We start from the raw sequence: 16,357 nt of genomic DNA, 5'->3' as shown, positions 1-16,357 counted from the left end.
GGGAAACCGGGAGAAGGCCATGACCTGCAACTCTTATCATCCACAAACAGACCGGCGCGGCGAAAGCCGCTTCGTCGCCAACGCGCCCGCTACCCTGCTATGGGACGGGGTCAGCGAACCTGTGACCATCCTCAACATTTCCGTTTTCGGTGCGCTGCTTGACAGTGCTTATGTTCCGCCCGTGGGCGTTCGTGTCACGTTGATCGGCGATCATCTGGAAGTATGCGGCACGGTTATCTGGCAGGGTGAAGATCGGTGTGGCCTGCTGTTCAGCCGGGCTGTCGATCCCCTAGCCGTGATCCAAGAGCCATTCGTGCGCACGACTGAACAACCCATCACACTACGCGAGGTGGAGCCGGGCCGCTATGGCTGAGGCACGGATGGGCGTGCGTACAAGACAGGCGTTAACGGTTGAGTTCCGCCGTTCGACCGGTCAGCCTCGAACGGAGCACCCCCACTTTGTCAAACCTCTCAAGGTTTAGCACGCCCGGCATCGTCATCATGAGCTGGGCCGCCAGCTGACGCTGGATCAAATCGGGGTGGTTGCCATGAAATGCGTCCCGAATCTGCGATGACTGCATGACGCGCAGTGTCATATACACACGGCGTATGTCTTAAGGACGGCAAAACACCACGGCAGAAAACCCAATGATAACAAGGGTTCCGGTGGTGAGTCCAGCTGGGTTCGAACCAGCGACCTACTGATTAAAAGTCAGTTGCTCTACCGACTGAGCTATGGACCCGTGTAGCGGTGGAGGACGCCCTAATGGGGGTAATGGCGATGGTCAACCTCTTCGCGCGTGCTTTTGTAGGCGGGCGTGCAGATGGCAGATATTCAGGCCCGAAAGCGGATCGCGCCAGCGCGGTGCAATCGCCACAAGCGGGGTCAGGACGAAGGCGCGCTGGCGAAAGGCGATATGAGGGATGGTGAGCAGGCGGTTGCGCCAGGTGCCGCCCGACCACAGGATGATGTCGATATCGACGCTCCGCGCGCCCCAGCGGCGATAGCGGCGGCGGCCGAGCCGATGTTCGATCGACTGCAGCAGGGCTAGCAAAGCGGGCGGGGACAGCGGGCTTTCGACCAGCAGCGCACTGTTGGCATAGAGGCGCGCGGATGGTCCCATCGGCGGTGTAGCGATGCTAGGGGCGACGGCGATTACGCACATGTGCAGGCCAATCAGTGCGACCGCTTCGTCCAGCAGGCGCGCCGGGGTGCGACGTGCGGACAGCGGCCGGTTCGATCCCAGCGCCAGGGCATAGATGTGCGTGCTTGTGTCCGCCATGGATCAGCGCCTATCTGCTCGCCATGATCCTGCAAAGCCCCCTTGAACCAACCGAACCGCCCCACGACTGTCCACTCTGCCCGCGCCTCGTCGCGTTGCGCGAGGAATGCCGGGCCGAGCATCCCGACTGGTGGAATGCGCCGGTGCCAGCTTTTGGCGACGTGCAGGCGCGGATCGGCATCATCGGGCTGGCACCGGGCAAACAGGGCGCGAACCGAACGGGGCGGCCTTTTACCGGCGATGATTCGGGTGTTCTTTTCTTCGAGACGCTGGCGAAATTCGGGCTGACCGAGGGCGTCTATGATGCGCGGGTCGATAATGGGCTGGTGTTGAAGGATGCGATCATCATCAATTCGGTGCGGTGCCTGCCGCCGCAAAACAAGCCGGTTCCCGACGAAGTGCATCGGTGTCGCCCGTTTCTGGCGCAGGGCGTTGCGGCGCTCCCCAAGGCGCGGGTGTTCGTGGCGCTGGGCCAGATCGCGCATCAGTCAGCGGTCAAGGTGCTGGGCGGCAGGCTGCCCAAGGCGCGCTTTGCGCATCTGGCCGAGCATCGCATGCCCGATGGGCGCACGCTGATCGATAGCTATCATTGTTCGCGCTACAATCAGAATACCGGGCGGCTGACGGCGGAGATGTTCGAGGCGGTGTTCGCGCGGGCGGTGGAATTGGCGGGGATTACTGGCTGATCCACACCTCGACCGGCACGGCATCCTGGCATAGGGCGACGCGGATCGGCAGTTCCTTGACAGGGCCGCCCGCCATGGCGCGATCATAGACGGCCTTTTTCGCTGGGCCGCTGATCTGAAGGAAGATGTGGCGGCTCGACAGGATGGCGTGGGCAGTCAGCGAGAGACGCTGATGCGGGGCGGCAGGCGGTGTGACCGCGATGGTCCGCGCGGTGCTGGACAGGCCTTCGGCCAATTCCTCTGCGTTCGGGAAGAGCGAGGCGGTATGGCCGTCATCGCCCATGCCGAGCAGGACGATGTCGAGCGGCCAGGGGAGGGCGGCGAAGTCTGCTTCCGCCTCTGGCTGGCCGAGATAGGCGTCGGCGGCGGCATTCTTCATCGGCACGAAGCGCGCGGCGGCTGCGGCCCCTTGCAATAATGTGTCGCGGACCAGCTTTTCATTGCTGTCGGCTTCGGTGGGATCGACCCAGCGTTCGTCGACCAGCGTGACGATGACCTTGCTCCAATCGGACAGCGAAGCGGACAATGATTCGAGAATGGGGCGGGGGGAGCGCCCCCCGGACAGGGCGATGGTGGCGACGCCGCGCGCGGCGATGGCTTGTTCCAATATGGCGGCGATGCGGGCGGCGATATCGGCGGCGGCTTGTGCGCTGTCAGTGCAGAGATGTTCGGTCGGCATAAAATTAATCCCCTGTTTCCGGGAGGGTGCAGACGTCGATCCATATCGCGCCGGTTAAGCTGGCGAGCCGGTCGGGCGTCAGTTCGACGGATGCGGTGCGTGATCCAGCGGCAGGAAAGACGGTCGTGAAGGCCTGCAAGGATATGTCACAATATATCGCAAGCGGAGCGGTCAGGCCGAAGGGGCAGACGCCGCCGACCGGATGGCCAGTGATCGCCTCGACCTCGTCCGCGCCGAGCATGCGAGGTTTCGCGCCGAGTGCGGCCCTGGCCTTGCCATTGCTGAGCCGGGCGTCGCCGCGCGTACAGACCAGCACCACGGTTTCGCCGACGCGCAGCGACAGCGTCTTGGCGATGCGCGCGGGTTCGACGCCGAGCGCGGCGGCAGCCTCCAGCACGGTTGCGGTACTGATACCTTGATCGATAACGGTGATGTCGGGCGCGTGGGCCGCGAAGAAGGCGCGAACCGACGCCTCGCTCATGCGCGCTCCGCCAAGGCGCGTTCCCAGGCGAGCGCATGGGCGACGATCACATCGAGATCGGCATAGCGTGGTTGCCAGGGGAAGGTGGCGAGGATGGCGCGATTGTCCGAAATCAATGCGGGCGGATCGCCTGCCCGGCGTGGCGACATGACGCGCCGGACCGGCGTATTGGTGACCCGGTCAACAGCGTTGAGGACATCAAGCACCGAAAAGCCCCGGCCATAGCCGCAATTGAGCAAATGGTTGCGCTCTGGTTCCGCCATCAGGCTTCGAGCGCCAGCACATGCGCTGCGGCGAGATCGCTGACATGGATATAGTCGCGCACGCCCGTGCCGTCGGGGGTAGCGAAATCATTGCCGAAGATGGCAACGCTCTCCCGCTTGCCCAATGCGGCTTCGACGGCGACCTTGATCAAATGAGTCGCACCGGCGGTCGATTGGCCTGTCCGTCCCTGCGGATCGGCACCGGCGACGTTGAAATAGCGCAGCGCGCAGAAGTTCATCGGATGCGCTGCGGCCACGTCGCGCAGCATATATTCGGTCATCAACTTGGACATGCCATAGGGATTGATCGGCTGTTGCGGCGTATCTTCCCGCACCGCCTCCACGTCCGGGATGCCATAGGTGGCAGCGGTGGACGAAAAGATGAAATGGGGCACCCCGACGCGCACGGCGCTGTCGATCAGGTCGCGGGTCTTGGCGCTGTTGTTATGATAATATTTGAGCGGATTTTCGACCGATTCCGGCACCACGACGGAACCGGCGAAATGCATGATCGCACTGATGCCATGATCGCGGAGCGTCGCTTCGACCAGCGGCTGGTCCGCTATATCGCCCTGAACAAAGGGCACATCGTCGGGCACGGCCCAGCGGAAGCCAGTGACAAGATTGTCGATGACGACCACCCCATAGCCCGCATCCTTGAGCGCGAGGACGGCATGGCTGCCGATATAACCCGCGCCACCCGTGACCAGAACCGTTGGCTTTTCGCGCATAAAAAAGGTCTCCCCAGATGTTCCAGGGAGACCTAGCCGAGTGACAGGGAGATTTACAGTGGCATCATGCCGCTGCGCGGTCCGAAACGGGATTGTAGAAAGTTGCGCCGGTGGCGGCCATCGCGCGCAGCTGTTCCGTCGCGGCGAACCGATCGCCATGGGCAGCCCGCAACCGATCCAGCACGGCAACGACATGGGCGATGCCCACCGTATCCATATGCGCGAAGGGACCGCCGGTATAAGGCGCAAAGCCCCAGCCGAAGATCGCGCCGATGTCGCCATCTTCCGGCGTCTCCAGCACGCCTTCCTCATAGCAGCGGGCGCATTCGATGAGCTGGCGATAGAGGAGCCGTTCCTTTACCGCTTCGACATCGGGCTGATCGTCGGCGCTGGGGAAGAGGTCGGCAATGCCCGACCACAGCATCTTCTTGCCGCCTTCGGGATAGTCGTACCAGCCCTTGCCGTTTTTCCGGCCGAGGCGGTCGCGTTCGACCATCTGCGTCATGACATCGTCGGAACGCTGAACGACATAGGCGTCGCCCAATTCTTTCTTTGCGGCCGTCATGACTTTATAGCCAAGCTCGATCGAGACTTCGTCGCTGACAGCGAGCGGGCCAACCGGCATGCCAAGCTGCTTGCCCGCATTTTCGATGAGCGCCGGGTTAATCCCTTCGGCGACCAGTTCCGCGCCTTCCTGCACATAGGTGCCGAAGCAGCGTGAAGTGTAGAAGCCGCGGCTGTCATTGACGACGATCGGGGTCTTCTTGATCTGGGCGACGAAATCGAGCGCCTTGGCAATGGCGGCCGGGCCGGTTTCCTTGCCCAGGATGATCTCCACCAGTGGCATTTTTTCGACCGGCGAGAAGAAATGGACGCCGATGAAGTTGGCGGGCTTAGACCAGGCGGTCGCCAGCTTGGTGATCGGCAGGGTGGAGGTGTTGGAGCCGTAGATCACGTCCGGCCCCAGCACGGCTTCGACCTGCTTGGTGACCTCGGCCTTGATCGCGACATCCTCGAACACCGCTTCGATCACGAAGTCCGCGCCTGCCAGGTCGGCATAGCTGGCGGTGGGCGTCACGCGGGCGAGCGTTGCCGCCATCTTTTCGGGCGTCATGCCCTTGCCCAGACGCTTCTTGAGCACCGTTTCGACATGGGCCTTGCCTTTTTCCGCATAGGCGATGTCACGGTCGAACAGGACGACCTCCATCCCCGCCTGCGCGGCGACGGTGGCGATGCCAGCGCCCATCATGCCCGCGCCGAGCATGGCGAGCTTCATGGTAGGAGCCTTGGGTTCAGCCTTGGGACGACGCGCGCCGCGTTCGGCGGCCTGCTTGTTGACGAACAGGCTGCGGATCATGTTAGCGGCCTGCGGATCGGCAGCTACTCTAGCGAAATATTTGCTTTCCACCCGGATCGCCCGGTCGAAGGGCAGCAAGGCCCCTTCATAGACGGCCGAGAGCAGGGCGATCGGCGCGTTCATATTGCGCTGGGTCTGTTTGAGCGTCATCGGCAGCGCGCCGACCATTGTCTGGACGAAGCCAGGGTTGAACGCCCCTGCGCCACCGGGGAATTTGAAGCCCTTGACGTCCCAGGGCTGGGTGTTGGCAGTGGGGTTGGCCTTTACCCAGGCCTGCGCGGCTTCCAATGCCGTGCCCTGCGGCACGACCTGATCCACCACCTTGAGCATGGCGGCCTCGGCGGGGCGGAACAGCTTGCCCTGCAGCATGTACATGAGCGCGGCCTGCACACCCATCAGGCGCGGCAGACGCTGCGAACCGCCGCCGCCGGGGAAGAGGCCGATGAGGATTTCGGGCAGGCCAAGCTGCGTCTTGCTGCTGTCGCCGACAAAGCGGCGATGGCAGGCGAGCGCGAGTTCAAAACCGCCGCCAACGCAGGTGCCTTCGATCGCGCAGGCCACCGGCTTTCCGCAGGTTTCAAGGCGACGAAACAGCTGGTTGAGGACGAAAACCTGTTCGAAGATGGCGGCGGGGGCCGGGCGGCTGCCATCCTTGGTCGCAAGCATGGAGCCGAAATATTTGAGGTCCATGCCGGCCATGAAACCGCTGTCCTTGCCCGATGCGATGACTGCGCCCGTGATCGAATCTTCCGAAGCGATGCGGGTGATGGCGGCGTCGAGATCGGCCAGGAAGTCCGGCCCGATGACGTTCATCGACTGGTCGGGGACGTCGATCGTCAGCGTGGCGATGCCGTCAGTGTCGATGGTGAATGCGATGGTCTGCATGATGATGCTGCCTCTAAAATTCCGTTCGGGCTGAGCTTGTCGAAGCCTTGCACTTTTCTTCAAGAAGAAAGGCCCTTCGACAGGTTCAGGGCGAACGGAGAAGGGGGTTAGATACGCTCGATGATGATGCCGGTGCCCATGCCTGCGCCAACGCACAGGTTGATGAGCGCGGTGCCCTTGCCCGATCGCTCCAGTTCGTCGAGCGCGGTGCCCAGCACCATTGCGCCGGTTGCGCCCAGCGGATGGCCCATGGCGATCGCGCCGCCGTTGACGTTGATCTGGCTGTGGTCGAGCTTCATCGCCTGCATATAGCGCAGCACGACGCTGGCGAAGGCTTCGTTGAGTTCCCATAGGTCGATGTCGGCCGTGGTCATGCCCGCGCGGGCGAGCAGCTTGCCCGCCACGAATTCCGGGCCGGTCAGCATGATCAGCGGTTCAGAACCGATCGAGGCCATGGCCCGGATGCGGGCGCGAGGCTTGAGGCCATATTTGTCGCCAATATCCTTGCCGCCGACCAGCACGGCCGCCGCGCCATCGACGATGCCGCTGCTGTTGCCGGCATGGTGGATATGGTTGACCTTCTCCAGTTCCGGGTAGCGGAGCAGGGCGACGGTATCGAAGCCGGGCATGTCCTCGCCCATCGCGGTGAAGGCGGGCTTGAGCGCGCCCAACGACTGCATCGTGGCTTCGGGGCGCATATGTTCGTCATGGTCGAGGACGACCTGACCGATCACGTCGCGGACGGGGACGATCGATTTGGCGAACCGGCCTTCGTCCCAGGCCATCTTGGCGCGCTTCTGGCTTTCGACGGCATAGGCGTCGGCGTCGTCGCGGCTGATGCCGAATTTGGTGGCGATGACGTCTGCGCCGATGCCTTGAGGCGCGAAATAGGTTTTATAGGCGACCGCCGGGTCCATCGCGAGCGCGCCGCCGTCCGATGCCATCGGCACGCGGCTCATCGATTCGACGCCGCCGCCGATAGCGAACATGGCTTCGCCCGACAGCACCTTGGCGGCGGCGATGTTCACGGCTTCGAGGCCGGAGGCGCAGAAGCGGTTGATCTGAACGCCCGGCGTGGTCAAAGCATAGTCGGCGTTGAGAACGGCGGTGCGGGCAATGTCCGCGCCTTGCTCACCGACCGGCGTCACGCAGCCCAGAATGACGTCATCGACGTCGGTCGTGTCGATCGCGGTGCGATCGCGGATCGCTTCCAGCACTTGCGTCGCGAGTTGAATGGGGGTGATTTCGTGCAGCGAACCATCCGGCTTGCCCCGGCCACGGGGTGTCCTGACGGCGTCGTAAATATAAGCTTCCATGTGGTTTTCCTCTCCGTGGGTCGCCCCTGCCGGGCGCATCGGATACCGATACCGAATGTATTTACGTTTACGTAAAGTGCAAGCAGGAAATATGTTTTTCTGCCCCTACTGGCCTGACGTAGCGGCACTTTGCGCCCGTTGCGGGTTTGACGCTGCGGTCCAATTCCGCTTCATGGGGACTGTGTCCTCCGCCGAGTCTCCCCCCGCGCCGTCGCCCTTTTCCGTCCCCACTTTTCGCGCGATCTGGATGGCGAGCCTGGCGTCCAATTTCGGTGGGCTGATCCAGTCGGTCGGCGCGGCGTGGATGATGATTTCGCTATCGGCATCGCCGATGCTGATAGCCCTGGTGCCCGCAGCCACGACATTGCCGATCATGCTGCTGTCGCTGTGGGCGGGGGCGGTCGCCGACAATCTGGACCGGCGCAAGGTGATGATCGCCTGCCAGAGCTGGATGCTGATCGTGTCGGCATTGCTGGCGGTGACGGCCTGGGCCGGGTGGATGACGCCCTGGTTGCTACTGGCGTTTACCTTTGCGCTGGGCTGCGCGACGGCCATCAACGGCCCGGCCTGGCAGGCGTCTGTCGGCGACATGGTGCCGCGCGCGATATTGCCGAGCGCGGTGGCGATGAATTCCATGGGGTTCAACCTGGCACGCAGCGTCGGCCCGGCGCTGGGCGGGGTCATCGTGGCGACGGCGGGGGCGGCGGCGGCGTTCCTGACCAACGCGGTCAGCTATGTCGGGCTGCTGGTGGTGCTGTTTCGCTGGGAGCCTGAACTGCCGCCCAAGATATTGCCGCGCGAACGGCTGGCGTTGGCGATGCGGGCGGGGGTCCGCTATGTCGCGATGTCGCCCAATATCCAGATGGTGCTGTTGCGGGCAGCCGTGTTCGGCATTGGGGCAAGCGCGGTGTCGGCACTGATGCCGCTGGTCGCGCGCGACATATTGGGCGGCGGAGCGCTGACCTTCGGCCTGACCAGCGGTGCGTTCGGGGTGGGGGCAGTGACGGGCGCGCTGTCGACCCGCTATCTGCGCGCGCGCGTGTCGGTCGAGCATATCGTGCGCTATGCGGCGGTGATGCTGGCGCTGGGCACGGCGATCACCGGGGCGAGTAGCTGGCTGGGGCTGGCGCTGCTTGGCTATCTGCTAGCCGGGTTCGGTTGGGTGACGGCGCTGTCCATCTTCAACGTGTCGGTGCAGATGTCCGCGCCGCGATGGGTGGTGGCACGGTCGGTCTCGCTGTACCAGATGAGCGCTTTTGGCGGGATGGCGATCGGTGCCTGGCTGTTCGGCTGGCTGGCGGAAAGCCAGGGGGTGGTCGAGGCGCTCTATGCGTCGGCGGTGGTGCAGTTCGTGGCAGCGTTGATCGGGATCATGCGGCCGCTGCCGCAGATCGGCGATGATAATCTCGACCTGCAGAACCGGTGGCGGGAGCCCGACACGGCGGTGCCGGTCGAGCCGCGCAGCGGGCCGGTGGTCGTGACCATCGAATATCGTATTCCGGCGGGATCAGTCGTGCCCTTCCTGACTGCGATGAGCGAGCGACGGCGCATCCGGCGGCGCGATGGGGCGCATGGCTGGTCATTGATGCGGGATCTGAGCGACCCGGAACTGTGGATCGAGCGCTATCATGTGTCGACCTGGCTCGATTATGTGCGGCATAATCAGCGGCGGACCGTCGCCGACATCGCCAATAGCGATGCCATCTGGGCATTGCATACCGGGCCGGTGCCGCCGGTGGTGCATCGGATGCTGGAACGGCAGACCGGATCGCTGCCGCTTAGCCGCGCGCCCGATCCGCGCGAGATGGCCGATGCGATGACCGATCCGACCCGATCAAGCTGACCCATCGACCGCCGGGGGTACGCTGCCGATCAGATCCTCCGGCGTGTCGATATCGTGCAGGATGCCATCGCCGGTTTCGATTTGAAGACCATGGCTCAACAGCGCGCGGGCACCCTGATCGCCGCGCAGGCGGAGCAGTTCGGGGAAATGCTTGCGGCCGATGAAGGCGGGCGGCGAGGAGGAGAAGCCGTCGGTGCTGGCAACGACCGAGCGGATATCCTCGGCAGCCATGCAGATACGGTTATAGTGACTTTGCGGCACGTCCGGCATGTCGGCGAGGCAGATGAGGATGCCGCGCACATGTTTGATGGGCATGACATGTTCGACCGCGCGGATGATGCTGCCCGAAATTCCGTCTTCGGGCCGATCATTGACGATGATGGCGTAGCCGCGCCGGTCCAGCTTGCGGTGGAGCACCGGGGCGACGTTTATTGGCCGGACGACGGCGACCAGTTCGGCAAAGGCCATCGACGCGACGGTTTCCAGCGTGTGCGCCGCCAAAGGTTTGCCGCGCAGATTGGCCATCAACTTGTCCTCTTCGCCGAAGCGGGATGACATGCCGGCGGCCAGAAGCACGGCGGCGATCCGTTCAGTACGCATATAAAATCTGTATCAAGGCCATTATTGTTCGATCGCGATCCCGTTCGGTGCCGATTTGCCACCCGTGCGATACTGTGTCCAGTCATCCCGAAAGGACTAGTCATTGCAGGATCAAATCCTCATATGCGGGGCAATTGACAAGGAGTGGCACTGTTCATGGCATTTGATCCCGATGCGGAAACCGTTGGCGAAGGCAAGGAGCCGGTTCCGGCCGAAGTGTCGGACGCGATCCGTACCCTGATCCGATGGTCGGGCGACATGCCGGAACGCGAAGGCCTGGTCGAGACGCCGGAGCGGGTCGCGCGGGCGTGGCGTGAATATTGCCGGGGCTATGGCGATGACCCGGCCTATCACCTCTCGCGCATCTTCCATGAAGTCGGCGGCTATGACGATGTCGTGCTGTTGAAGGACATTCCGTTCCAGTCGCATTGCGAACATCATATGGCACCGATCGTCGGCAAGGCGCATATCGCCTATCTGCCGGGCGATTATGTGGTCGGCATTTCCAAGCTGGCGCGCGTGCTACATGCCTATGCCAACCGGTTGCAGGTGCAGGAGCGGCTGACGTCCGAGGTCGCCAACTGCATCTGGGAGCATTTGAAACCGCAGGGCGTGGCCGTCGTGATCGAGGCGACCCATGGCTGCATGACCGGGCGCGGTGTTCGCACGCCGGGCGTGATCATGAAGACCAGCCGGATGCTGGGCGTTTTCCGCGACGATGAAAAGTCGCGCGAGGAAGTGCTGAAGCTCATCGGTGCATGAGCGAGGAAGAGCGTCCCTATCGCCCGCTGGGCAGCGCGCGGCCTTTGGTGGAGCCGGGTGGCGCGTTGCCGCTGGCGACCAAGCGGCTGGCGTTGGTTACCGGCGGACATCGGCGGCTGGGCGGCATCATCGCCGGGGCTTGGCCAAGGCCGGTCATTCGCTCGCCATCCATGGCAGTCATGACACGCGGCTCGATTCCCATTTGGCGCTGACGCTGGAAGCGCAGGCAACGGAGTGGGACGGCTTCGTCGTCGATTTCGCCGACCCGGAAAATGCCGAGGAACTGATCGCGCAGGTGGCCGCGCGTTTCGGCCGTCCGCCCGACATATTGGTGAACAGCGCCGCGATGTTCGGGCAGGATCGGATCGACACGGTGACGGCCGACGAGCTGATGCGCCATTATGCGGTCAATTGCGCCGCGCCTGCGATGCTGACCAAGGCGTTCGCGACGGTTCCGGCGGGCACCGGCGACCGTTGCATCATCAATATTCTCGACCAGCGGATCGACCATCCGCATGGCGACCAACTGGCCTATACATTGTCCAAGATGGCGCTGGCGGGGCTGACGCAGGCCAGCGCCCATGCTCTTGCGCCCAGGGTGCGGGTCAATGCGGTCGCGCCGGGGCTGACCATCGCAACGCCTGATTATGATCCCGATCAGATGGCCCGATTGGAAGCAATGATGCCGCTTGGCCGGTTGCCGCAGGCCGAGCAGATCGCGCAGGCTGTCCTCTATCTGGCCGATGCGACCGCGGTGACGGGGCAGACGCTCTATGTCGATGGCGGCGCGCACCTGAAAAGCTATGACCGGGACTTCATGCATCTGTGCCGATAGGCTTGGCGGAAATGCTAGGCAGCGGGGGGTGGCGATCCGTCGCCATCGCCCATAAAACGGACGCCACGCAATAATGGGAGATGGCAATGACCTATGAAACGATCCTGGTCGAACAGCGCGACGCAGTGACGCTGATCACGCTCAACCGGCCGCAGGCGCTGAATGCGCTCAATGGCCAGGTGCTGACCGACCTGAGCGCCGCTTTCGCCGCCTATGATGCCGACCCGACCCAGCAATGCGCGGTCCTGACCGGCAGCGAAAAGGCGTTTGCGGCGGGCGCGGACATCAAGGAGATGGTCGACAAGGACGGCGCTGATTTCTTCCTGCAGGATTTCTTTTCGGGTTGGCAGACGGGTGTGGTCGCCACCCGCAAGCCGTGGATCGCGGCGGTCGCCGGCTTCGCGCTGGGCGGCGGATGCGAGCTGGCGATGATGGCGGATTTCATCATTGCGGCGGATAGCGCGAAATTCGGCCAGCCCGAAATCAAGCTGGGCGTCGCGCCGGGCATGGGCGGATCGCAACGGCTGACCCGCGCGGTGGGCAAGGCCAAGGCGATGGACATGTGTCTGACCGGCCGGATGATGGGCGCGGAAGAGGCCGAGCGGTCGGGGCTGGTAAGCCGGATCGTGCCCGCCGCCGAATTGCTCGACGATGCGCTCAAGACCGCGGCGACCATTGCCGCGATGCCGCCGATGGCCGCGATGGTGAACAAGGAAATGGTCAATATCGCTTTCGAGACGGGCCTGGCCCAAGGATTGCTGACCGAGCGGCGCATGTTCCAGATTCTGACGGCGACCGAGGACAAGAAGGAAGGCATGACGGCGTTCGTTGAGAAGCGGCCCGGCGTCTGGAAGGGGCGCTGAGCCTCTGTGGCAGTTCGGCAACAGGCATTAGTTTTGTGACGGATTGATGGCGGCTTTTCCCGGCACCCTCGTTTCAGAAGGAAACTGAATAACGAAATATGGAGAGGTGCGACGCTTTGCGCGTCACCCTGATCGGCTCATGACACCCAGGGAGCCTCTTCATGTCCGTCCATTCTATCGTTCGTCCGTCCACTCGCGCCCTGCTGCTGGCCTGTGCCGCCGCAGCCTTGGTCCCCGTCGCCCATGCGCAAGAGCCGGTCGGCGATGATGAGGCGAGCATCACCGTCACTGGCCGCCGCATTTCCCAATCGTCCGAGGCGATCGGCGAGGACAAGGTGAGCAATGTCGTGGCGGTGACGCGCGAAGCGTTGCTGTCTGCGCCATCGGGCATTTCGGGCCTCAAAATGCTGGAGCAACTGCCGGGCTTCAACGTCCAGACCGATGGGGCGCTGGGCCTCTACGAATTCGGCAACAGCGTCCAGACCCGCGCGTTCAACCTGGATCAGATCGGCTTCATCGTCGATGGTATCCCGACGGGCCGCAGCGATGCGTTCGGCGGCAGTCCGGTGTTCCGCTATGTCGACAATGAAAATCTGGGCGTGGTCGAAGCGGCCGTCGGCGCAGGCGATGTAAGCCTGCCCAGCTATTCGACGCTGGGGCCAGTGGTGCAATATAACAGCATCGCGCCGCAGGAGGATATGGGCCTGTTCGTGTCGCAGAGCTTTGGCGATTTCGGCCTCAAGCGAACTTTCATTCGCGCCAGCACCGGCCAGGTCGGACCGTTCCGCGCCTATGTCAGCCGCACCAAGCTGGACAGCGACCTGTGGCGCGGCGTCGGCACGGTCGATCGCGAGCATTGGGAGGCGCAACTCCACGCCGACCTGGGTGGCGACAGCTGGGCGCGGTTCAAATTCGTGTCCAACGATTTCTTTGATTACGATTCGCCGACGCTGAGCCGCACACTCTATAATTCCGCGACGCCGGATGTGGGCGGCAACACCGGCCGCGACCGGGGTTATATCGCCGTGGTGCCCAACAGCACGCCCGGTTTTGCGCCGGTGGCGGGCGGCCCCGCCTTTTCCAACAGCAACTATACCTACACCTATAATCTCGCGCTCAACGTGCGGAAGGATAAGCTGTATGGCGGCACCGTGCATTTGGGCATTGCCGATGGCGTATGGGCCGAAGCGACGGGCTATTATGAGGATAAGGGCGGCTATGGCGTGTCGCCCGACAGCTATGCCAACAGCCTGCTGCAATATACGCGGCAAACGGCGGCAGGCCTGGCGCTGACGGCGCCGCGCGGCACGCAATATGGCCTGTCGACGGTGGGTGGCGACCGCTATGGCCTGACCACCAAACTCCATTGGGATATGGGCGCGCATAGTGTGGAGGCGGGCCTGTGGGTCGAGGTCGACAGCTATAATCGCACCCAGCGCGCTTCAACACGACCGACGGATCGCCTGCCAGCGCGCCCAACCTGGACGAACTCGTCTATGCGCGGCGCGATTATCAGTCGGAACGACATACGACGCAGGCGTTCGTCAAGGACCGCATTTCCCTGATGGATGACAGCCTGATCTTCGACCTGGGGATCAAGGCGTTGCATATCGACTATCGTCAAAGCGGCTATCGCGACTTCAACGACTATTATCGCAATGCGGGCACCGCCGCTGCGCCTGTCTGGGTCGCCGGATGGGGACCGCAGACCAACCGAGCCAGCTATGGCGACGGGTTCCTGCCGATGGCGGGCGTCCTCTACAAGATCGACAACCAGACCCAGATTTTCGCCTCTTATGCTGAAAATATGGCCTTGCCCAAGGGGATGGACGACATCTTCTCGGTCGCGTTGAACAGCAGCGCGGCGTCGTGCCCGCGCCAGCGCCGGAACGGTCGCAGAATTTCGAGGCGGGCATCCGCACCAATCAGGGGCAATTTTATGCGTCGCTGGCGGGCTATTACACCAAGTTCAAGAACCGCATCCAGTCGATCACCGCGATATTGCCGGGCACGACCAACGTCACCGAAACCTTCTTTCAGAATGTCGGCCGGGTGACGGCCTATGGCGCGGAATTTAGCGGCACGTTCAAACCGTCCGCGCTCAATGGCCTTGCCTATTTCAACCTGAGCGCCACCTATAATATCGCCAAGTTCAAGGACGATATCGTCACGCCCACGCTGACCTATGCGACCGATGGCAAGTTCATTCCCGACAGCGCCAAATGGATCGTCAATGGCGGCGTGACGATCGAACCGGCGAGCTGGCTGGTGGGCAATATCTCCGGCAAATATACCAGCCGCCGCTGGTCCACCTTCGTCAATTCGCCGGGGTCGAGCGTGCCGGGCTTCACCGTATTCAGCGCCTATGTCGATATCGGCGATGGTTTCAGCCTGGGGCCGGTCAAGAGCGTGAAGGCGCGGTTCAATGTCGACAATCTGTTCGACAAGGATGTGCTGTCCTATATTTCTTCGACCGTGACGGGCGATGGCTTCTTCCGGCCGCTGTCGCCGCGCACCTTCCAGTTCACCATTTCGGGCGAAATCTGATGCGGGTTGGACATATGATGGGGGCAGCGCTGATCGCGCTGCTCCCGGTCGCGGTATCGGCGCAGGCTGTGCCCAAGAAGGTGCAGCAGCTGCATCAGAAGCTGCTGACGCTCGACAGCCATCTCGATACGCCTGCCTCGCTCGACCTGCCGGACTGGTCGATCGACGAGGAACATGGGGTGCATAGCGACTATACCCAGGTTGATTTGCCGCGCATGAAGAAGGGCGGGCTGGATGGCGGTTTCTGGGCCATCTATACGGGGCAGGGGCCGTTGACGGTCGAGGGGTTTGCCAAGGCGCGCGATTTCGCGCTGATGCGGGGCGTTTCGATCCGCGAGATGGTGGCGGCGGACCCGGCCAATTTTGCGCTGGCATTGGAGGCCAAGGACGCAGCGCCGATCGCGGCTGCGGGCAAGCGGGTCGTCTATCTGTCGATCGAAAATGCCTATCCGCTGGGCGAGGATATCGGCTTGCTCCAGACCTTCTACGACATGGGCGTGCGGGTGGTGGGCTTTGCCCATTTCGCGCATAATCAGTTTGGCGACAGCTCGACCGATCCGTCGAAGAAGCCGCGTTATGGCGGCCTTAGTCCGCTCGGTAAGCAATTGCTCAAGGATATGAACCGGCTGGGCATAGTGCCGGATGCGTCGCATAGTTCGGACCAGGTGCTGGACGATCTGCTGGCACTGTCCACGACGCCGGTGCTGCTGACCCATTCGGGGTGCAAGGCGGTCTATGACCATCCGCGCAACATCGATGACGATCGGTTGAAGGCGCTGGCGGCCAAGGGTGGCGTCATTCAGATGAACGCCTATGGGGCCTATCTGAAAGCGGCCAAGCCGAACCCCGAAAGGCAGAAGGCGATGGGCGCGCTGTTCGCGTCGATGCGGGATGGCGGCAAGCTGACGGCAGAGAAGCGGGCGGAACTGTTGAGCAAGCGGCAGGAGATCGACCGGCTTTATCCTGAGACCGACCGGGCGACCTTCGATGATTTCATGGCGCATATGCTGCATGCGCTCAAGGTCGTTGGGCCGGACCATGTCGGCATTGGCGCGGACTGGGATGGTGGCGGCGGGGTCGTGGGCATGGAGGATGTGCTGGACCTGCCCAGGATCACCGACGCGCTGTTGAAGGCGGGCTATAGCGAGACGGATGTGCAGAAGATCTGGGCGGGCAATGTGTTGCGCGTGCTGGCGGCGGCTGAGGCGGGGAAGGGGACGTGATGT

12 protein-coding genes, 1 tRNA gene and 3 pseudogenes are annotated in these 16,357 nt (G+C 63.2%); 8 read left to right on the top strand and 8 right to left on the bottom strand.

What is annotated here, in order from left to right; translation table 11 throughout:
• The first annotated feature begins 19 nt into the window (after positions 1-19).
• On the top strand, positions 20-373 hold the full coding sequence (locus BF95_RS01550) for a PilZ domain-containing protein (RefSeq protein WP_043148885.1): 354 nt from the start codon (positions 20-22) through the stop codon (positions 371-373).
• Between the two features lie 294 nt (positions 374-667).
• Here the strand turns inward: BF95_RS01550 and BF95_RS01540 are convergent.
• A tRNA-Lys gene (locus BF95_RS01540) sits at positions 668-743 on the bottom strand.
• A 42-nt stretch (positions 744-785) separates the two neighbouring features.
• Positions 786-1,283 (bottom strand): 2-amino-4-hydroxy-6-hydroxymethyldihydropteridine diphosphokinase, encoded by a 498-nt coding sequence (folK, locus tag BF95_RS01535; protein WP_043148882.1) that lies wholly within the window; start codon positions 1,281-1,283, stop codon positions 786-788.
• 23 nt (positions 1,284-1,306) lie between these two features.
• On the opposite strand from folK, the gene BF95_RS01530 reads away from it, so the two are divergent.
• Entirely contained in the window at positions 1,307-1,969 is a 663-nt protein-coding gene (locus tag BF95_RS01530) for a uracil-DNA glycosylase (RefSeq protein ID WP_043149050.1), read from the top strand.
• Here BF95_RS01530 and pgl read toward each other — a convergent pair.
• The 5 genes and pseudogenes from pgl to BF95_RS01505 form a co-directional block, all read right to left on the bottom strand.
• Complete coding sequence (pgl, locus tag BF95_RS01525) at positions 1,959-2,648, bottom strand: 6-phosphogluconolactonase (protein ID WP_043148881.1); 690 nt, start codon at positions 2,646-2,648, stop codon at positions 1,959-1,961. The two genes, BF95_RS01530 and pgl, sit on opposite strands and share 11 nt — an antisense overlap.
• Before the next feature lie 4 nt (positions 2,649-2,652).
• A complete protein-coding gene (locus BF95_RS01520) occupies positions 2,653-3,129 on the bottom strand; it encodes a YbaK/EbsC family protein (protein ID WP_043148880.1) in 477 nt (158 codons plus the stop codon).
• Positions 3,126-4,123 (bottom strand): annotated as a pseudogene (gene galE, locus BF95_RS01515) (UDP-glucose 4-epimerase GalE). The gene BF95_RS01520 and the pseudogene galE overlap by 4 nt, the downstream one beginning before the upstream one ends.
• 64 nt (positions 4,124-4,187) lie before the next feature.
• Complete coding sequence (locus BF95_RS01510; RefSeq protein WP_043148878.1) at positions 4,188-6,365, bottom strand: 3-hydroxyacyl-CoA dehydrogenase NAD-binding domain-containing protein; 2,178 nt, start codon at positions 6,363-6,365, stop codon at positions 4,188-4,190.
• 107 nt (positions 6,366-6,472) lie between these two features.
• A complete protein-coding gene (locus BF95_RS01505) occupies positions 6,473-7,681 on the bottom strand; it encodes an acetyl-CoA C-acetyltransferase (protein WP_043149048.1) in 1,209 nt (402 codons plus the stop codon).
• Positions 7,682-7,853: 172 nt separating this feature from the next.
• Between BF95_RS01505 and BF95_RS01500 the strand changes: the two genes are divergently transcribed.
• On the top strand, positions 7,854-9,524 hold the full coding sequence (locus BF95_RS01500; protein ID WP_043148876.1) for an MFS transporter: 1,671 nt from the start codon (positions 7,854-7,856) through the stop codon (positions 9,522-9,524).
• Here the strand turns inward: BF95_RS01500 and BF95_RS01495 are convergent.
• On the bottom strand, positions 9,516-10,124 hold the full coding sequence (locus BF95_RS01495) for a nucleotidyltransferase family protein (protein WP_043148875.1): 609 nt from the start codon (positions 10,122-10,124) through the stop codon (positions 9,516-9,518). The genes BF95_RS01500 and BF95_RS01495 overlap by 9 nt on opposite strands.
• Positions 10,125-10,280: 156 nt before the next feature.
• Here BF95_RS01495 and folE point away from each other — a divergent pair, with 156 nt between their 5' ends.
• The 5 genes and pseudogenes from folE to BF95_RS01470 all read left to right on the top strand — a co-directional run bounded on the left by folE (position 10,281) and on the right by BF95_RS01470 (position 16,354).
• Positions 10,281-10,886 carry a GTP cyclohydrolase I FolE gene (folE, locus tag BF95_RS01490; protein ID WP_043148874.1) on the top strand — a complete coding sequence of 202 codons (606 nt, stop codon included), beginning with the start codon at positions 10,281-10,283 and terminating at the stop codon, positions 10,884-10,886.
• Positions 10,883-11,721: pseudogene (locus BF95_RS01485) on the top strand (SDR family oxidoreductase). The gene folE and the pseudogene BF95_RS01485 overlap by 4 nt, the downstream one beginning before the upstream one ends.
• A gap of 86 nt (positions 11,722-11,807) precedes the next feature.
• A complete protein-coding gene (locus tag BF95_RS01480) occupies positions 11,808-12,584 on the top strand; it encodes an enoyl-CoA hydratase-related protein (protein WP_043149046.1) in 777 nt (258 codons plus the stop codon).
• Positions 12,585-12,745: 161 nt separating this feature from the next.
• A pseudogene (locus BF95_RS30565) lies at positions 12,746-15,131 on the top strand (TonB-dependent receptor).
• A complete protein-coding gene (locus tag BF95_RS01470) occupies positions 15,131-16,354 on the top strand; it encodes a dipeptidase (protein WP_043148873.1) in 1,224 nt (407 codons plus the stop codon). Before BF95_RS30565 ends, BF95_RS01470 begins: the two are co-directional and overlap by 1 nt.
• The last annotated feature ends 3 nt before the right edge of the window (positions 16,355-16,357 follow it).

It is taken from the genome of Sphingobium sp. Ant17 (genome assembly GCF_000588875.1).
GTDB lineage: Bacteria > Pseudomonadota > Alphaproteobacteria > Sphingomonadales > Sphingomonadaceae > Sphingobium.
Note: the sequence above shows the minus strand (reverse complement) of the source record. Positions and strands in the feature narration are given on the sequence as shown.